The sequence below is a fragment of the Arthrobacter sp. zg-Y1219 genome, from assembly GCF_030125545.1.
Classification (GTDB): Bacteria; Actinomycetota; Actinomycetes; order Actinomycetales; family Micrococcaceae; genus Arthrobacter_B.
On sequence record NZ_JASKLY010000009.1, the window covers coordinates 305,353 to 321,333 of the forward strand.

Annotated in this window: 14 protein-coding genes; 5 read left to right on the forward strand and 9 right to left on the reverse strand. The window is 65.9% G+C overall.

The window, feature by feature from the left end:
* Nucleotides 1–77: 77 nt before the first annotated feature.
* Nucleotides 78–1,706 carry an HNH endonuclease signature motif containing protein gene (locus QNO00_RS06225; RefSeq protein WP_284023949.1) on the reverse strand — a complete coding sequence of 543 codons (1,629 nt, stop codon included), beginning with the start codon at nucleotides 1,704–1,706 and terminating at the stop codon, nucleotides 78–80.
* 139 nt (nucleotides 1,707–1,845) lie between these two features.
* Entirely contained in the window at nucleotides 1,846–3,585 is a 1,740-nt protein-coding gene (menD, locus tag QNO00_RS06230) for a 2-succinyl-5-enolpyruvyl-6-hydroxy-3-cyclohexene-1-carboxylic-acid synthase (protein ID WP_284023950.1), read from the reverse strand.
* Between the two features lie 214 nt (nucleotides 3,586–3,799).
* On the opposite strand from menD, the gene QNO00_RS06235 reads away from it, so the two are divergent.
* Nucleotides 3,800–4,558 (forward strand): SDR family oxidoreductase, encoded by a 759-nt coding sequence (locus tag QNO00_RS06235; RefSeq protein WP_284023951.1) that lies wholly within the window; start codon nucleotides 3,800–3,802, stop codon nucleotides 4,556–4,558.
* A 64-nt stretch (nucleotides 4,559–4,622) separates the two neighbouring features.
* Here QNO00_RS06235 and QNO00_RS06240 read toward each other — a convergent pair whose 3' ends face one another.
* The 3 genes from QNO00_RS06240 to QNO00_RS06250 all read right to left on the reverse strand — a co-directional run bounded on the left by QNO00_RS06240 (nucleotide 4,623) and on the right by QNO00_RS06250 (nucleotide 8,215).
* The gene (locus QNO00_RS06240) at nucleotides 4,623–6,338 is read right to left on the reverse strand and encodes a thiamine pyrophosphate-dependent enzyme (protein WP_284023952.1); all 1,716 of its coding nucleotides are present in this window, start codon (nucleotides 6,336–6,338) and stop codon (nucleotides 4,623–4,625) included.
* Nucleotides 6,339–6,487: 149 nt separating this feature from the next.
* Nucleotides 6,488–7,918, reverse strand: a complete 1,431-nt coding sequence (locus QNO00_RS06245; RefSeq protein WP_284023953.1) for a DUF2252 domain-containing protein — start codon at nucleotides 7,916–7,918, stop codon at nucleotides 6,488–6,490.
* A 93-nt stretch (nucleotides 7,919–8,011) separates the two neighbouring features.
* Nucleotides 8,012–8,215 carry an SDR family oxidoreductase gene (locus tag QNO00_RS06250; protein WP_229964769.1) on the reverse strand — a complete coding sequence of 68 codons (204 nt, stop codon included), beginning with the start codon at nucleotides 8,213–8,215 and terminating at the stop codon, nucleotides 8,012–8,014.
* Nucleotides 8,216–8,255: 40 nt separating this feature from the next.
* Here QNO00_RS06250 and QNO00_RS06255 point away from each other — a divergent pair, with 40 nt between their 5' ends.
* Nucleotides 8,256–8,780, forward strand: coding sequence for a hypothetical protein (locus QNO00_RS06255; protein WP_229964768.1), 525 nt, complete (start codon nucleotides 8,256–8,258; stop codon nucleotides 8,778–8,780).
* Between the two features lie 143 nt (nucleotides 8,781–8,923).
* Entirely contained in the window at nucleotides 8,924–9,937 is a 1,014-nt protein-coding gene (locus tag QNO00_RS06260; RefSeq protein WP_284023954.1) for an EcsC family protein, read from the forward strand.
* A 123-nt stretch (nucleotides 9,938–10,060) separates the two neighbouring features.
* Here QNO00_RS06260 and QNO00_RS06265 read toward each other — a convergent pair whose 3' ends face one another.
* The 3 genes from QNO00_RS06265 to QNO00_RS06275 form a co-directional block, all read right to left on the reverse strand.
* A complete protein-coding gene (locus QNO00_RS06265; RefSeq protein WP_284023955.1) occupies nucleotides 10,061–10,804 on the reverse strand; it encodes a VOC family protein in 744 nt (247 codons plus the stop codon).
* Between the two features lie 67 nt (nucleotides 10,805–10,871).
* Nucleotides 10,872–11,243, reverse strand: coding sequence for a DUF4259 domain-containing protein (locus tag QNO00_RS06270; protein WP_284023956.1), 372 nt, complete (start codon nucleotides 11,241–11,243; stop codon nucleotides 10,872–10,874).
* 113 nt (nucleotides 11,244–11,356) lie between these two features.
* A complete protein-coding gene (locus QNO00_RS06275; protein WP_229964764.1) occupies nucleotides 11,357–13,186 on the reverse strand; it encodes a BCCT family transporter in 1,830 nt (609 codons plus the stop codon).
* A gap of 645 nt (nucleotides 13,187–13,831) precedes the next feature.
* Between QNO00_RS06275 and QNO00_RS06280 the strand changes: the two genes are divergently transcribed.
* Entirely contained in the window at nucleotides 13,832–14,161 is a 330-nt protein-coding gene (locus QNO00_RS06280) for an FmdB family zinc ribbon protein (RefSeq protein ID WP_284023957.1), read from the forward strand.
* A gap of 34 nt (nucleotides 14,162–14,195) precedes the next feature.
* On the forward strand, nucleotides 14,196–15,452 hold the full coding sequence (fmdA, locus tag QNO00_RS06285; protein ID WP_284023958.1) for a formamidase: 1,257 nt from the start codon (nucleotides 14,196–14,198) through the stop codon (nucleotides 15,450–15,452).
* A 42-nt stretch (nucleotides 15,453–15,494) separates the two neighbouring features.
* Here fmdA and QNO00_RS06290 read toward each other — a convergent pair whose 3' ends face one another.
* The gene (locus QNO00_RS06290) at nucleotides 15,495–15,896 is read right to left on the reverse strand and encodes a VOC family protein (protein ID WP_284023959.1); all 402 of its coding nucleotides are present in this window, start codon (nucleotides 15,894–15,896) and stop codon (nucleotides 15,495–15,497) included.
* Nucleotides 15,897–15,981: the final 85 nt, after the last annotated feature.

Consider the following 15,981-nt stretch of genomic DNA (forward strand, 5'->3'; position numbering starts at 1 on the left):
CCTCCCGCACATGGCGTGCGGGAGGGCTGCTTTTGTTTTGGCCGGGACGGCGGCGGAGATGTACGAGGGAAAGGCACCTAGAACGGCGGTGGGTTTCCGCCGTAGTCATCCGGGACATCGCTCTCCGGCACGTTCGGGATCGGGAAATACGGCTGGGCCCGATGTGGAGGTCCGGGAGGTTTCTCGGCGTCGGAGGCATCGGATGCAAGGGAGAAGTGCGGTTCGGTCCGGTAGGTCCGGCCGGCTGGTGACGTCCACTCGATGATGCCGGGCTCGGGTTGTCGGGCCTTCCAGAAGCCCTCGGTTTTGAACATGTGGTGCCGCCGGCAGAGATGCTCGAGGTTGTCGTGATCCGTTGCCCCACCCTGCGCCCAGGGTTTGGTGTGGTCGATCTCGGAAATCACCGCGTTCGATCGGCACCCCGGAAACCGGCAGGTCCCATCCCGCGCCCGCAGCCAACGCTTCAACCCGGAGGGGACTTTCCGTCTTCGACCCACCCTCAGGATTTCCTCGGTGTCCGGATCCCGCTCCACCGGGGTCCATTTCGCGGCCTCGCGGGCCATCCGACGTGCGGTCTGCGGACTGATCGGGCCGTACCCGTGCAGTTCGGCGGGCTGGTCGTCGGCACCGCAGAGGGTTTCGGCGGTGATCAGCACCAGGATTTCGGCCCGGGCCTTGGCTCCGCCGCCGGTGCAGGTGGTGCTGGAATCGTTGGCGCTGGAATCCTTCGTGGCGCGGGAGCCCTTGGCGCTGGCAATGTTCGACCCGGCTGCTTTATCGGCTTTCCCTGCGCTCACAGTGCCGCAGGTGTGGCCGCCGCGGTTGAGCAGCAGATCCTGCAGAATGTCCGCGCGCAGCTGATCCACCGTCCGTGGGTCCCCGGCGGCCTGCTCACCCCGGGCGGCCTGACACAGCTGGGTGAAGATTACTTGCGCCTTCTCCGCAGGCAGCAACGCTGAGAGCCATGACATGCCGTCCTGAGCCGGTTCCAGACACACTTTCCGCTGCTCAAACGCAGTGAGTTGCCGCTCCACGATGGTCTCGGGGTACTCCTTTTCCCGCAACCGCCGGGCCCGGACACCAAACTGGGGCTGAGTCTGTCCGGCCGCCAGTTCCAGCAGCTTCGCCTCGAAGTCCGGCAGTGCCGGGCGCGGCACACCGACCGATTGTTCCAGCACTGTCTGGACATGTCCGTAGCTGATGCCGCCGTCCTGCAGCTTCGTCAGGGTAGCGGTATGGGTCTGGCATAGGGTTCCAGCTTGGACCATGAGCCGTTTCCCGGTGTTGTACGGCAGCTGCAGGATGGTCGCCGCTTCCGAGGCGGCGAGGCTGAAGGCCAGCTGGGGGTCGATGGTTCCGGTCGCGGACCGAATGTCCTCCCGGTAAACAGTTTCGATGCGGTGCAGGACCTTGGCCTGCTGCGCCTGCGCCCACCGGATCACATGATCCAGCCGTGTGAGGACGGCGCTGGCTTCTTCATCGTCCAGAACCTCGACACCCTGCAGGGCCAGCGACCCGGTGAACCCGTCCCGGTATCCCGGTGCGGAGGCTGATTCGGCATCCGTGGGGCCGTCGGCGAAGGGAAACGAACCGTCGGCGGAGACAGTGCCAGGGACCAGCTCAGCCTCATAGACCGCCAGACTGCGGGGTTCCGCAGCCTGTTCGGGTCCGGCATCCGTGCCGGGATTTCTCCTGTGCTGATCCATGCCTTCAGGCTTTCACCCGCCTCTGACATTTCCGCTTCGAAAAAGCCCAAAACCGGCCAAACTGGACCCTTTTCGACCCCTCCAAATACCCGTCTTTTGAGTGGCATCACCTGGTTGGATTGCCCTCATACTCATTTGGCTAGGCGAGCACTTCCTGCACCGCACGCTTGACCTTCGCGTGCAGCTCCCGCAGCGAGGCCCGCTGCACCGGCACCTCCAGGATGGAGCGGCCGGAGACCGGGGCGTCCAGGGCGGCGTCGAGCTCGTCGACGCTGCGAACCAGCCGGTGCGGCACGCCGTAGGCGGCGGCCAGCGCTGACACATCCACGGTGTGCGGGGTGCCGAAGAAGCGCTCGACGACGGCGGTGTACTCCGTCTGCTCCTCCCCCAGCGCGCCGTGCTCCAGGGTGGCGAAGATGCCGCCGCCGCCGTCGTTCAGCACCACAATCTGCAGGTCCGGCTCCGGTTCCCCGGTGCCGAGCAGGAGGGCCCCGGCGTCGTGCAGGAAAGTCAGGTCGCCCAGCAGCAGCCGGGTGGGGATGCCGTTGGCCAGCGCGATACCCGACGCCGTGGCGATGGTGCCGTCAATGCCGGCCAGCCCGCGGTTGGCGTAGACGTCCAGCGGATGCCAGTCCGGGGCGGCCATCAGGTCCAGGTCGCGGATCGGGTTGGAGGAGCCGAGTACCAAGTTGCCGTCGGTGTGGTCCCAGACGAGGTCGGCGACGTGCAGGCCGTTCAGCTCGCTCCGGCCCTCGAGCAGGGAGGACAGCGCCGCCGACGCCGCGGCGGAGGCGGCCTGCCAGCGTTCCAGCCAGCCGGGGGTGCCTTCGCCGGCGAAGTCGAAGAGTCCGGCCAGGTCGGTGATGATGGTTTCGGGCCGGCGGCCGGCGGTGAACCAGTTGACCGGGCGCGGCACATAGATCGCCTTCTCCACGTCGCGGCGGGCCAGCAACGCGGCGACCGGACGGGACAGTGTGGGCCGGCCAAAGACCACCACCCGCTCGATCTCCGGGCCCAGCTCCTCGAGCAGCAGCCGGTAGGCGCCGATCGCATTGGGGCCAAAGCGGGCGTTCGAGGACGGTTCGGCCAGCAGCGGCAGTCCGGCGCGGCGGGCAAACAGGGCCGCGATCTCGCCGGCGCCGTCGCCGGCGATGACCACGGCCCGGTGCGTTCCGGGCTGGTTGGCCAGTACAGCGGCGTCCCGGGCGGTGGCGACGGGTTCTGCCGGCAGTTTCGCGTCCGTTGTTTCGGCGTCGGGGACTGCCAGTTCGGCGGTGTCGCCGTCCTGCGGAATCAGCGGGTCACGGAACTGCAGGTTGATGTGGATCGGCCCCACCGGGCTGCCGGCGCTTACCGCGTCGAAGGCTGCACCGATGGCTCCGGCGGGGTCATCTCCGGCGCGCACGTTCGCGGTGGAGGCGGGAAACTCGGCGAAGATCCCGGGCTGGACGGTGGTCTGGTTGGCGCCGGTCCCGTGCAGCTCCGCGGGCCGGTCGGCGGAGAGCACCACCAGCGGCACACCGGCGTGGTGGGCTTCCATTACCGCGGGCATCAATTCGCCCACCGCGGTGCCGGAGGTGGTGACGACGGCGGCCGGCCGGTGTCCGCCGCGGGCCAGGCCCAGCGCGGTGAACCCGGCGACGCGTTCGTCGATCCGCACGTGCACCTTCACCCGTCCCTGTACCTCGGCCTCCGCCAGCGCGTAGGCCAGCGGGGCGCTGCGCGATCCCGGGGCAATGACGACGTCGGTCACCCCTGCCGCGGTCAGTGCGGCCACCGCGGAGCGGGCGGCCTGCAGCGAACTGAGGTTGCTTCCCGCCTTCGGCTCGGAGGATGCGGCGGAGGCGGACGGGCTGGGAGATTTCGAGGTTCCGGTCACCTCTCCATCCTAGGGTTCGAGGGCGACGGGTGAAGCTGCCGGCCTCGTTTGGGCGTCGGCACGAGCCTCACGGGCACTCAGCAGGCCCCTGATCCTCCCTCCCCCGGAGCGCCTCGCGTAGCGTGGAAGCGATAACCCCCAGCGACGACGGGCGGAAGTTGCTGACCTCCCAGCGTGCACGAAGCCCTCGGGGGCGCCCTGATAAGGAGCAGCAATGAACCACCATTCCTTCACAGTGCTGATCATCGGTGCCACCGGAAGCGTCGGCCGCCACGCCGTCGCCGAGGCCTTGCGCCAGGGCCACAGCGTCCGCGCGCTCGTGCGCGACCACGCCCGGGCCGTCCGCATCCTCCCCGGCGAGGTGGACGTCGTGGTCGGGGACCTCACCCGGCCCGATTCCCTCGGCCCGGCCGTTGCCGGCGTCGACGCGATTGTGTTCACCCACGGATCCACCACGAGTGAGCGCGATGTCCGGGACAACGACTACGCCGGCGTCGCCAACGTCCTCAAGACGCTCGACGGCAGGCGGGTCCGCATCGCGCTCATGACTGCCATCGGCGTCACCCGCCCCGGCGTCGCCTACGGCGAATGGAAGCTGCGGAGCGAGCGGCTCGTCCACGCCAGCGGCAATCCCTACACCATCGTGCGGCCCGGATGGTTCGACTACAACGAACCGGACCAGCGGAAGATCGTTCTGCTCCAGGGCGACAAGCGGCAGTCGGGAACACCGGCCGACGGCGTCATCGCCCGGGACGAAATCGCCCGCGTGCTCATCGGCAGCCTCGAACTTGATGCGGCCGTCCGCAAAACCTGCGAACTTGTTGCCGACCAGGGGCCGAACAGGAGGACCTTGCCGCCCTATTCGCGCCCCTTGCGGCGGACCCTCCCGCGGCCCTCGACGGGGCTGCAGACACCGCGGCGCTTCCGCTTGACCGTGAGCCCGAGGTGTTTCATCAAGATCTGGCCGCCGTAAAGAACGCGCCACCTCCCGTGCCCGGGGGCTAACGACGGCGGCCGGCGCCGTCGTCGCCCCTTCCTCAGTAGGCCCGAACCCGCTGCTCCACAACAAGGTGGATGAGCGCGAAGGTCTTGTCCTCATCGATGGCCCGGAGCGCAGCTTCAACAGCGGCGGGCACGTCCGCGTCGCGCTCCACCTTGATGCCGAAGCCGCCAAAGGCCTGGGCCATCAGTGCGAACTCGGGGTTTTTCAGCTGGGTGCCGGAGACCCGGTCCGGATAGTGGCGTTCCTGGTGGGTGCGGATGGTGCCGTATTCCTGGTTGTCCATCACGATCACCAGCGGGGTGGCCCCGTACTGGGCGGCGGTCGCCAGCTCCTGGCCGTTCATCAGGAACTCGCCGTCGCCGGCAATCGTCACCACGCGCCGGCCCGGATAGGTCAGGGAGGCCGCGACCGCCGACGGCACGGAGTAGCCCATGGACCCGTTGCGGGCGCTGAGCATGGAGGCGTACCGCTTGGTCGGGAAGTAGCGGTGGGCCCAGTTGGTGTGCTCGCCCGCACCCAGGGTGACCACGGCGTCGTCGGGCAGGGTGGGCACCAGGTGCGCCATCAGCGTGTCCATCCGCGCCCGCCCGGTGCCGGGGGCTGCCGGCGGCAGGGCGGCGAAGGCCTCCTGTTCGCCGCGCATGCGGGCGGTCCAGGCCTTCCACTCCTCCTTGACCGGCAGGTCCATCAGCACCAGGTCACGGATAAAGACGTCCGGCTTGGCGACGATCTGATAGGAGACGGGGCCGGACCGGCCGCGCAGCGAGGGATCGATCGAGACCAGGAAGTTCTTCTTCGCCCAGTCCTGCCGGACCACAAAACCGTCGGTGAGCACGTCGCCGGGCACGGTGCCGACGAAGATCAGCAGGTCGGTCTCCTCGAGCAGGTCGTAGGTGGGCTTCGGCCGGCCGTAGCCGATCGGCCCCACGTAGGAGGGCGAGTCGAAGGACACGGTGCCCTCGCAGCGCCACTCCGCGGCGGCGGGCAGGTGGTGTTCCTCCAGCCACCCGGTCAGGGCATCCGCCCCTTCCTGCGTCCAGTCATTGCCGCCGGTCACGAACAGCGGCTTCTCCGCGTCCTTCAGCGCTGCCTTCAGCGCCTTCCAGTCCGTCACGGTCATGCCGCCGGGGGCGACGGGAATCGGCGGATGCAGGACGGCGCTGATTTCCTGCCGGATGATGTCCTCGGGAAGGCCGACGACGACGGGGCCCGGCCGGCCGCTCATCGCGGCGAAGATCGCTTCGGCCACAATTTCGGACGCCCGCTCGGGGTGGTCCAGCACCATGACGCGCTTGGCTCCGGTATCGAACCAGGCCTTGATGTCGAACTCCTGGAACGCCTCGCGGTCCCGGTGCTCAAACGGAATCAGTCCGACAAAGAGCACCATCGGTGTGGAGTCCTGCCAGGCCGTGTGCAGGCCAACGTGCGCATTGGCGGCGCCCGGTCCACGGGTGACCATGGCGATCCCCGGCAGCTGCTGCATCTTGCCGGCGGCCTCTGCCATGTAGGCGGCCCCGCCCTCGTGCCGGCACACGATGGTTTCAATCGGCGAGTCGGCCAGGCCGTCCAGCACGTCCAAGAAGCTCTCGCCGGGCACCACATAGGTCCGCTCCACCCCATGGGCGGCCAGCGAATCGACAATCACGTGGCCCGCCGACTTTGTTGCCGGGGCATCGGTTGCTCCCGCCGTGGAGGGAGCTGGCACGCGGGAAATGGAGGATGCCTGAGGCAGCCCTGACGTCGTTGTCATCAATTCACTTTCGTTGCTCGGATACATCGGTTTTTAGCCGTCATGCTGTCAACGACTGGTCTGAATCCCCCAGCGAAGCGCTTGCTTGGTCCTGAGGTGGGATCATAATACCCGCACTTGGGAAGTGTTACGACGGCCGAGTCCGCGCGCTATACGCCCTCGGTTGCTTCCAAGCGGCCCGATCCGACGGCAGCGGCGAAATCCTGGTAGTCCCGGTCGTTCTGATCGGCGTAGCGCTCGGAGAAATCGGTGATTGAAAGGTCGAACTTGTCGCTCTTGCCGAGGTAGGCGGCAATCGCAACCGGGTCGCCCGATCGGGCGTGCGCCCGCGCCAGGGTCCAGCCGCAGGCCTGGGCATAAAAGGTCAGGCCGGCCGGACGCATCGCTTCCACAACGGCGGACCCCTTCATGTCCCGCAGCTGACGCCAGTACAGGAACCGGTTGTCCTGCACGCCCTTGGTCCATCCCAGGAAGATGTCGCTGGCCGCCTGCATCATCCGCTGCCCCTGCACAACGCGCTCGCCTGGCTGCCTGTACCTGCTCTTGGGTAAGTGATCCTCGAGCACTGATCTCCTGGCCTCCTTGATCTGGAGGAACAGGGGATCTTGTTGATCGCGGCCCTGGAGCAACACGATGAACGCCCGGGTTCCGACGCTGCCGACACCCACGACCTTGCGGGCGGCGTCGATGACTTCGAAGCGCTCGAGCAGGTCACGCCGATCAGCCTGCAATGTGGTCCGGTAGGACCGGAACTGTTCACGAAGCGCTTGCTGAACCTCATCACCGGACATGCCGTACGCGTCTTCCAGATCCCGGAGGGGAATGACGATAGGCGGCTGGCTGACGATCCGGTATTTCCCGTCCACCCGCTCGGCGAGCTTGGAGAGTGCCTGCAGGCTGTCCCGGGTGCGGGCCTTAGCGGCAGCCTTCCGCACCGCCTTTTCAATGCTCCGGGATTTCTTCGAGTCCTTGCCCTTCTGGGAGGACATGCCCGTCTGCAGAGTTTCCAGCAACTCCTCGGACAGCCGGGCGTACCAGATGTCCAGGGTGCGCATCTGCGAGAATTCGGTCATCGCTTCGCGGTAGGCCCTAACCGCCGTGAGAGTCGCCTCCCGCGTTTCCTTTTCGGTGAACTCGTTGTTCCGGGCCGCGATCGTGAAGCTTGCCGACATCCGCTTGACGTCATACTCGAACGGCCCCGGAAGGGTTTCGTCGAAATCGTTCAGGCCGAACAGCAGGTTTCGCTCCGGCGAGGCAAACAGTCCGAAGTTGGACAGGTGGGCGTCTCCGCACAACTGGACGCGCAGGCCGGCCCGGGGTGTGTCCTTCAGGTCTGCGGCCATGATCTTGGCCGCGCCCCGGTAGAACGTGAACGGGGAGGCCAGCATCCGGCCGTGCCGCACCGGTACGAGATCCTGATCCCGGGTGAGGTTCTGTTCCTCCAGGAGCGCGACCGGATCGGGCCGGTCGGGGGCGGGCTTCCAACCGGCGTGGCTGGAGCGGGGAGTCTTTTCCCGGCTTCCCCTGCCCTTTGCAACCCGTTCCTCCACGGTGGGGTGCTCGATTTTCTTCTCGGCCATGATCGGCGATCTCCCCTTATTGTCAGGAACCCGTCCGATTGGACAGTGCGATTGTGGTCTCGCCACGGCCAGCGGTCAACGTCCCGCCCGGAATTAGCCCGTCCCGCCGCGGAGATGGCCGGCATAGTCCGGCATCCCCCGCAGGTGGGTCCCGCCGTCGACCAGGAGATCGGTGCAGGTAATCCAGCCGGCGTAATCGGAGGCCTGAAAGACCACCGCCTTGGCGATGTCGGACGGTTCACCCATCCGGTTGATCGCAAAGCTGCGGTGAAATGCCTCGGTCAGGGCGCCTCTCACGGAAACATACCGAATTAAGTTGGCAAACTCTCAGCGGATAATGATTAAGCAACAAACGGGCAGCAGCCTTCTCAGCCCGTTCCGACTTGACCGCAAGGAAGCTTCATTGAATTACACGGACAACTCCCCTCCAGCGCCCCCGCAGGAATTGACGATGACTCAGCCGGAGGTTCCGCGCAAATCCGGTAAAAGGACAGCTGCCGCTAAATTCGGAGCCGTCGCACTTGTTGCGTTGGTGGCAGGCGCGGCAATCGGCTACGGTGGCACGCCTGAACCTGAGATTGTGACGCGCACAGTTACCGAAACCGTTCAGGCGATGCCCGCACCCTGCCAGAACGCTTACCTCGCTGCCGAAGAGGCATTCCTTAGCTACGACGCGGAAGGACCTATAACCCAGGAGGCTCTCCAAGCGGCAGTAATGCGCAACGTTACAGAAATTGAATTATTGACAACGAAGATTTCCCTCGCCAAAGGCAAAACCCAGGAGGACCTGACGACCTATCTCACTGCGAAGATGCGGTGTGAGGAGCAAACGGGACTGAGTCTGCCGGCTGCCACCCCCTAGCCATGTTTGCAGAATGGGAAACACGGTCCTTCCCACGTCGTAGGCGTCGGCACTAGAACACCCTGCTAACAGCCTTGGCGTTATCCAGTAGACGGGCTGGTAGCGTCATGGTTCACCAGCCAAAAAGTGAAAACGGAGCTTGAATGAGCACTTACACCGCCCCGCTTCTCGACGGGCCAACCCTGATGAGCACGTACGAGGGACAGGTGTGGGAGGCACTCAACAAGCACTGGCAGCGTCGCAACAACCGCCGCGGCCTGCCAAACTGGGCGAGCACCGCTCTCAACCGCAGCGGTGAGATAGCGGGCAACGCCGCGAACCGAGTTTCGGACGCCGTGCCAGAGGCAGTCATGAACCCTATCCGTCGCGCAGGCGAAGCCGTCGCCATCAAGTCCGTGCGACCGGCGGTTGAAGGGGCTACAGCGCTTCTGGAACTGGTGAACGACTGGGCCCTTGAGCTTAACGACCCGAAGAGCGTCGAGAAGCTCGCTCGCAAGCGGGGCCTCAACATCGGGATATTCAGCGAACTGCAACAGCAAGACCTCAAGGTTTGCGATCGACTGCTGACCTTGAACGCCCTTAGGTGGCGAACCGCTGGCGCGTTCGAGGGCGGCATCATGGGCCTGCTCGCTATGGTCCCAGTCGCCGGGATACCCGTGGCGATGACGGCGGACATCCTCGTCATCCAGGTTCTGAGCTCGTCGATCGCATCGCGCATCGCGTACTCCTACGGCTACGACGCGAAGGACCCTGCTGAGCAGATCTTCATTCAGCGCCTGGTAAACCGATCCTTCATGGCGCAGGCGGCTAAAGCCGAGCCGCTGCGTCATGCTGCACGGGCTGCGGACGCGGTCAAGGGACGCGTCAAATGGTCGCAGAAACTCCGCCAGGACCACCGTCTTTTGGCCGCCCTCGAGAAATTAATACAGCAGCTGGGGCCGGCCGGTGCCAGAGTGCCAGTTCAGAACGTCGCCAAAGTTGTCCCGCTCGTCGGCGTCCTCATCGGCGCTGGTATGAATTCTGCGATCCTCGGCAACGTGGCTTCCGACGCCCAACGGTATTGCCAGACCAGATTCCTGTGCGACAAATATGGGTTGCCGTTGCCGGCGGCGCTGGCGATCGATCCGGAGGACGAAATCCAAACTGATGCTTTGTAAGTAACGGCTTTCGATCAGCCTCTGAGCTTCTCCACTTGCACGCGACCTGCCCTCCGGCGAACATATGCGCCCGAAACCGCGACCTGCGATCAGCTGACGAAGAGACCTGGTGCCAACATTTTGTTATCCGGTCTGGCTCAGGACGCTGGCGCCGATCCGCTCCGCGAGAGCAGCCGTCTGGTCGCGGTCCGCTACGGCGAAGGTGACATGCCAGTGCGGCTGGTCGTTGGGGGCGGCATCCACGTACCAGGCGATCGCGTCCTCAAATCCGGGAGGGACAAAGATCTCCGCTTGCCGCGCCCGGATGCCGGGATCGACCGTCGCCTCAAGATGGTCGCCGTAGCCGGGCCGGCGGATCAGCCACCCGTAACCGAGGTCGTCGGCCTGCCAGTCGAACGCTTCCCGGTAAAACCCACTGGCCGCACCGATGTCGGCAGTATGCAGATCGCTGAAATTCCACGCCCCGGGCACGTTCACCGCTTGGGCCCCCAACCGGCGTCGGGCCTGCCAGAGGCGGAACTCGGCGCCCTCCGGATCCGCCAGCACGGCGGCACGGCCGCCCTCCCCCGCATCGGCCGGCCCGGATGTCACCGTGGCGCCCGCGGACTCCAGCCGCCCCGCTGCGGCATCGGCGTCGTCGACGGCAACATAGGTGTTCCACACGGCGGCAGGTTCATCGCTGCCGGCCAGCCCGCCGACATCCGCGCCATCGAGCTTGGCTATCAGGTAACGGCCCTGCGCATCCGGCGGCATGGCGTCCTCGAATTCCCAGCCGAAGAGTTCGCCGTAGAAGTCAGCGGCTGCGTCGACGTCGGGCTGCTCGGTGTCGATCCAACTCGGCACGCCCTCGGGATAGGTCCTCTGCATCGGTGGCTCCCTTCCACCGCTACAGGCTAGTAGCGGCAGCCACCGACGGGTACCCCGGGGCGTCCTGTCACGGCCGGCGGAGCGTTTTCCGCGCGGGTTGCGGACCGGTGAGCTGATCACGCAGTTCCTGGAGCGCCGCGACGCGTAGGGCGAGGTCGGCCGGTCCCGCCTCCACCCACTCCTCGAGCCCGGCTCGTTGGTCGATCACAGCAAGCGCTGAAGCCTTCACCGCGTCGTCCAGCCGGCCCACCTGGCACTGCGCCGCGGCCAGCGCTATCCACAGCTCCGCCGGACTGTCCTCCCGGAGGTAGGCAAACGACTCGATGACACGACGGGTCGCTTCCGCATCCGGAACCTGGTCCTCAAGAAGTTCGCGGTATTCCCCGCGAATGTCAGCAGCAGTATCGTTGGCAAAAATTCCGTGTCCCCATGCACCCATCCGGCGAGTATTTCAGACGCAGGAGAGTTATTCCCTGACCGGCGCACGGCTGCTTAAACAGCGGAAGCGGGAACCCGAGGGTTCCCGCTTCCGCTTTCAGTTAGAAAAGAGCGCTAGTCGACGGCGCCGACCTTCGCCTTGTCCGAGTGCTCCTCCTCCGGACCCTCCACGACGTCCGGGTCCTGGACGTTGTCCGTGTACCAGTCGGTGAGGGCGGGGTCGTCGCTCTCAAAGTCGGCGCCGGCGCCTTCGGCCTCCGGCACGTGCGAGGTACCGAACACGAAGTCGTCACCGTGCTCGTCGATGCCGCGGCGCACGCCGCCGCTGATGGCCTCCATCGCGTACCGGCGGCGGATCATCAGTGGGTCGTTGCGCAGGTCCTTGGCCCAGGACACCATCACGCCGACGAGGATGATGGTGAACGGCAGGGCACAGGTCACCATGATGGCCTGGAGTCCCGAGAGGGCGTTGTGGCCCCCCGCCAGCAGCAGGAACATGGCGATCAGCCCGAGTGCCACCGACCAGATGATGGTCACCGATTTCGAGGGCACGGGCCGGCCCGACTGGGACATCGAGCCCATGACGTTGGCGGCCGAGTCCGCGGCGGTGACGAAGAAGACCATAATCGCGAGCATGCACACGATGGGCGTCAGGGAGCTGAGCGGCAGGTTGGCCAGCAGATCGAACATGACGTTCTCGCCGTTGTCCTTCACGGTCAGGTCCACCCCGTTCTGGTTCATCCAGATGGCGGTGCCGCCGAAGACCGTGTACCAGGCGATGGAGATTGCCGAGGGAACGAAGACGACGACGGTGACGAACTGGCGCAGGGTGCGGCCCTTGGAGATCTTGGCGATGAACATTCCCACAAACGGCGACCAGGAGATCCACCAGGCCCAGTACAGGGTGGTCCAGCCGGTCAGGAAGTCCTCCTGCTCGGCACCCTGGCCGGCGAAGACGGTCAGCATGTCCGGCATGTTGCCGACAAACGCGATGAGCGAGGCCGGCAGCAGATCGAGCAGGAAGAACGTCGGCCCGGTCAGAAGGACAAAGAGCGTCAGCAGAATGACCAGGGTCATGTTGAGGTTGGAGAGCAGCCGGATGCCCTTCTTGATGCCGGCGACGGCGGAGATCGTGAAGACAACCGTCAGGAGGCTGATGGCGACGACGACGAAGCCGTTGCCCAGCTCCTGGCCCGTGATGATCGAGACTCCGGTGCGGATCTGGAGCGCGCCGATGCCCAGCGAGGTCGCGGTGCCGAAAAGTGTCACCAGCACGGCGGAAACGTCAATGATCTTTCCCAGCACCCGGTTGTTGCCGTCGGGGAAGACCGGTTCGAACAGCGACGAAATCAGCGGCAGCCGGCCGCGCCGGAAAGAGGCGTAGGCCAGGGCGCCGCCCACCAGGGCGTAGATGATCCAGGCGAGACTGGCCTGGTGCAGGAAGGTGGTCGACATAGCCGGCAGGATGGCGGCGGAGCTGCCAGCCTCGGCATCGGTCGAGGGCGGCGGGGAAAGGAAATGGCTGAGCGGTTCCATCGGCCCGTAGAAGATCAGCGCGATGCCCAGACCAGCTGCGAACAGCATGGAGACCCAGGACGTGGTGGAGTACTCCGGCGTGCTGTCGTCGGCCCCCAGCCGGATCTTGCCGGTCGGCCCGAAGCCTACCACCAGCATGAAGATCGCGGCGGCAACCATGGTGGCGTTAAACAGCCAGCCGAAATGCACAACCACCCAGCCCTGTATGCCGGTGCCCACGGAACTGAGGTTGCTGGGCGCAAAAATCGCCCACGCCAGAACGGCGAGAGAGATGGCCATGGCAAAAATGAACACACCGCGCCGGGTCGGATAGTTGACCCCAGTGTCCTCAACGCTGATGCCCGGGACCAGCCCGGGATGGAGGCTGAGCGCTGGGGCGGAAGCAGCAGTGCGCAGCGCTTTTTTCACACGTTCAACGGGGCGCCCGGGGTGTCTGCTCTCCGGAGAGCCGGAAACGGTTGCCCCGTCGGTGCTGCCTGCCGCTTGGCTGGGACGTAAAGGGTCAGAATTCATAACGTCCAACCTTAGCCCAAAAGACATAAACGGCTGCTATCACGACAATGGGATGTGCACCCTGCTTTCTGCCTCTATTACCATGATATAATTCGTGGCTTTTATCTGTTTCTTGGCACCGGCCGCACTCCACACCGAACCGTCATGCAGCGCAGCAGCCCATGCTTCCAGCCCGGATCCCCCCAATCCCGCCGGCGCTGCAACCCCGCGTGCCGGCCGGCAAATATCACGACGGAGATTCCACTCGACAATGCAGCTGACTTTACCCCAGGGCATTCTTGATGTGCTTTCAGTCACCATTCTTCGACAATTTGGACTTCCCGAAAGGCATGCCCTCTGGATGTCGAAATAACCGCACCGGCAAGGTGATGAACTTCTGCAGCGGCTTATGGCGACCGCGGCACTGTGACTTATCGTCCTTCCTGTCATCCTGAAGCCCACCGTTGACTCGCAACAAACCCCTCCCTAGGCTGACGGCAAGCCGGAGCAGCACCGCAGATTCCGATTCGCGCTCTCCCGCCGCTGCCGAAAGGGAACGCCATGCCGCTCTACGCGTACCGCTGCCCGGACTGCTCCGACCACCCAGCCGGTTCAGACTTCGAGGCCTCCCTGGCCATGGGCGAAGCACCCGGCTCCCTCCCCTGCCCCGTCTGCGGAGCACCAGCGCCGCGGCGGTTCACGGCACCTCATCTTTCCCGCGCCTATTCCAGCGCCTACCGGCTGATCGAGAGCACGCAGCGCTCGGCGGCAGAGCCCGCCGTCGTCCGTTCCCCCGCCGACGGGCCCCGTCCAGCAGGACCGCGCCCCGGCGGCCGCCGCGGCAATATCACCACCAACCCGCTCCACCGGAAGCTGCCCCGCCCCGACTAACCCGCCAGAATCCGCCCCCAGCTAAGGAGTTGCCATGCCCAAGGTCGTCTTTCCCCTTGATTCGTCGAAGAAGTTCGAAGACCAGGAACAGCTGGGCCACAACCGGTGGCATCCGGAGATTCCGCCGGTGGCGGTGCTCAAGCCCGGTGAGTCCTTCCGGGTGGACTGCAGGGAATGGTTCGACGGCGCCATCGTCAACGACGACTCGGCCGAGGACATCCTCAACGCTCCGCTGCTGACCGTGCATAAGCTCAGCGGCCCGTTCGCGGTGGAGGGCGCCCGGCCCGGCGACCTGCTGGTGGTGGACATCCTCGACGTCGGGCCCATTCCACAGGAGGACACCGGCCCGCTGGCGGGCCAGGGCTGGGGCTACACCGGGATCTTTGCGCGCGAGAACGGCGGCGGTTTCCTGACCGAGCAGTTCCCCGACGCATACAAGGCCATCTGGGATTTCACGGGCCAGAGAGCCACCTCCCGGCACGTACCGGGTGTCTCCTTCACCGGGCTGATCCATCCAGGCCTGATGGGGACCGCGCCGTCGGCCGCTCTGCTCGCGAAGTGGAACAAGCGCGAGGGCGACCTGATCGCCACCGACCCGCACCGGGTGCCCCCGCTGGCGCTGCCGCCCGAGGCGGAACACGCAGTGCTTGGCGGCCTGCCGCCCGACGAGTGGGGACGGGTCGGCGCCGAAGCCGCCCGCACCGCTCCCCCGCGGGAAAACGGCGGCAACCAGGACATCAAAAACCTCTCCAAGGGCAGCCGGATTTTCTATCCGGTGTTTGTGGACGGCGCGAACCTCTCCGTCGGCGACCTGCACTTTTCCCAGGGCGACGGCGAAATCACCTTTTGCGGCGCCATCGAGATGGGCGGCTTCATCGACCTGCGGGTGGACATCATCAAGGGCGGCATGGACACCTACGGGGTGCAGGAAAACGCGGTCTTCATGCCCGGAACCACGGATCCGCAGTTCAGCGAGTGGATTGCGTTCTCCGGCACCTCCGTGACGCTCGACGGCGAGCAGCGCTACCTTGACTCGCACCTGTCCTATCAGCGGGCCTGCCTGCACGCCATCGACTACCTCACGAAGTTCGGCTACAGCCCGGAGCAGGCCTACCTGCTGCTCGGCGCCGCACCGATCGAGGGCCGGCTCTCCGGGGTGGTGGACATACCGAACTCCTGCTCCACGGTCTATCTTCCGACGGCGATCTTCGATTTCGACGTGCGGCCCTCCGCGTCCGGGCCGTTCCAGATCGATCCCGGCATCGGGGCGCCGCGGGCCAGCAACCGGTGAAACGGTCCCGGCCGCCACGATCCGGGGGGGGCGATCAACGTTCTAACCCTCTGCCGCTGAGGCCCGGCGCTCGGCGTCGCTGCGCAGGATGCAGAATTCGTTGCCCTCAGGATCGGCGAGCACCACCCAGCCCGTTCCGTCCGGGAGGCGCCTGTCGTCAACCTCACGGGCGCCCAGCCGCAGCAGCCGCTGAAGTTCCTGGTCCCGGGTGCCCTCGGCGGGCTGCAGGTCCAGGTGCACACGGTTTTTGATCTGCTTGGTGTCCGGAACGTTAATAAACAGCAGCCGCTGGGTGCCGTCCGGGGAGGAGATCATGCACTCGTCGTCGTCGGGCGCGTTCGGATCCTCAGGGTCGTCGTGGAAACCGAGCACGTTGGCCCAGAACTCTGACTGGGCGAAGGCATCGAGGCTGTCGAATGACGTGTGGGAGATCAAGGCTGTCATGGCGCTCAGCCTAGGGTGCCGCGGGGGGCCCGGGGCCCCCCCGACGGCGGCGGGCCCCGCCCCCCGCGGCCGGCCAACGGGGCGG

What these genes read in the sequence shown, in the direction of transcription:
- QNO00_RS06225 (WP_284023949.1), bottom strand. Translation starts at nt 1,706, where the DNA reads ATGGATCAGCACAGGAGAAATCCCGGCACGGATGCCGGACCCGAACAG.
- QNO00_RS06235 (WP_284023951.1), top strand. Translation starts at nt 3,800, where the DNA reads ATGAACCACCATTCCTTCACAGTGCTGATCATCGGTGCCACCGGAAGC.
- QNO00_RS06240 (WP_284023952.1), bottom strand. Translation starts at nt 6,338, where the DNA reads ATGACAACGACGTCAGGGCTGCCTCAGGCATCCTCCATTTCCCGCGTG.
- QNO00_RS06245 (WP_284023953.1), bottom strand. Translation starts at nt 7,918, where the DNA reads ATGGCCGAGAAGAAAATCGAGCACCCCACCGTGGAGGAACGGGTTGCA.
- QNO00_RS06255 (WP_229964768.1), top strand. Translation starts at nt 8,256, where the DNA reads ATGATTAAGCAACAAACGGGCAGCAGCCTTCTCAGCCCGTTCCGACTT.
- QNO00_RS06260 (WP_284023954.1), top strand. Translation starts at nt 8,924, where the DNA reads ATGAGCACTTACACCGCCCCGCTTCTCGACGGGCCAACCCTGATGAGC.
- QNO00_RS06265 (WP_284023955.1), bottom strand. Translation starts at nt 10,804, where the DNA reads ATGCAGAGGACCTATCCCGAGGGCGTGCCGAGTTGGATCGACACCGAG.
- QNO00_RS06270 (WP_284023956.1), bottom strand. Translation starts at nt 11,243, where the DNA reads ATGGGTGCATGGGGACACGGAATTTTTGCCAACGATACTGCTGCTGAC.
- QNO00_RS06280 (WP_284023957.1), top strand. Translation starts at nt 13,832, where the DNA reads ATGCCGCTCTACGCGTACCGCTGCCCGGACTGCTCCGACCACCCAGCC.
- fmdA (WP_284023958.1), top strand. Translation starts at nt 14,196, where the DNA reads ATGCCCAAGGTCGTCTTTCCCCTTGATTCGTCGAAGAAGTTCGAAGAC.
- QNO00_RS06290 (WP_284023959.1), bottom strand. Translation starts at nt 15,896, where the DNA reads ATGACAGCCTTGATCTCCCACACGTCATTCGACAGCCTCGATGCCTTC.